1 pseudogene is annotated in these 224 nt (G+C 75.9%); it reads left to right on the top strand.

Annotated elements, in window-relative coordinates:
- A pseudogene (locus A985_RS29450) lies at positions 1-224 on the top strand (hemolysin D); the annotation flags it as partial.

Genomic DNA, 224 nt, shown 5'->3' with positions numbered 1-224 from the left:
ACAGGCCGCCGCGCGCGTGTCGGACAAGGCGACGGCCGAGGCGAACGTGGCGGCACGCGAGGCCGAACTCGACGCCGCCGCGCGGCGTCTGTCGCGCTCGGAGACCCTGTCGAAAGAAGGGGCGTCGTCGGTGCAGGAGTTGGACGACGATCGTGCGCGCGTTCGCAGCACGCGCGCCGCCGTCACCGCGGCGCGCGCGCAGGTCGCCGCCGCGCAATCGGCGG

The sequence above is a fragment of the Pandoraea sp. B-6 genome (assembly GCF_000282835.1).
GTDB classification, from domain to species: Bacteria; Pseudomonadota; Gammaproteobacteria; order Burkholderiales; family Burkholderiaceae; genus Pandoraea; species Pandoraea cepalis.
The sequence above is the reverse complement of the archived record's forward strand: the minus strand, read 5'-3'. Positions and strand labels throughout refer to the sequence as shown.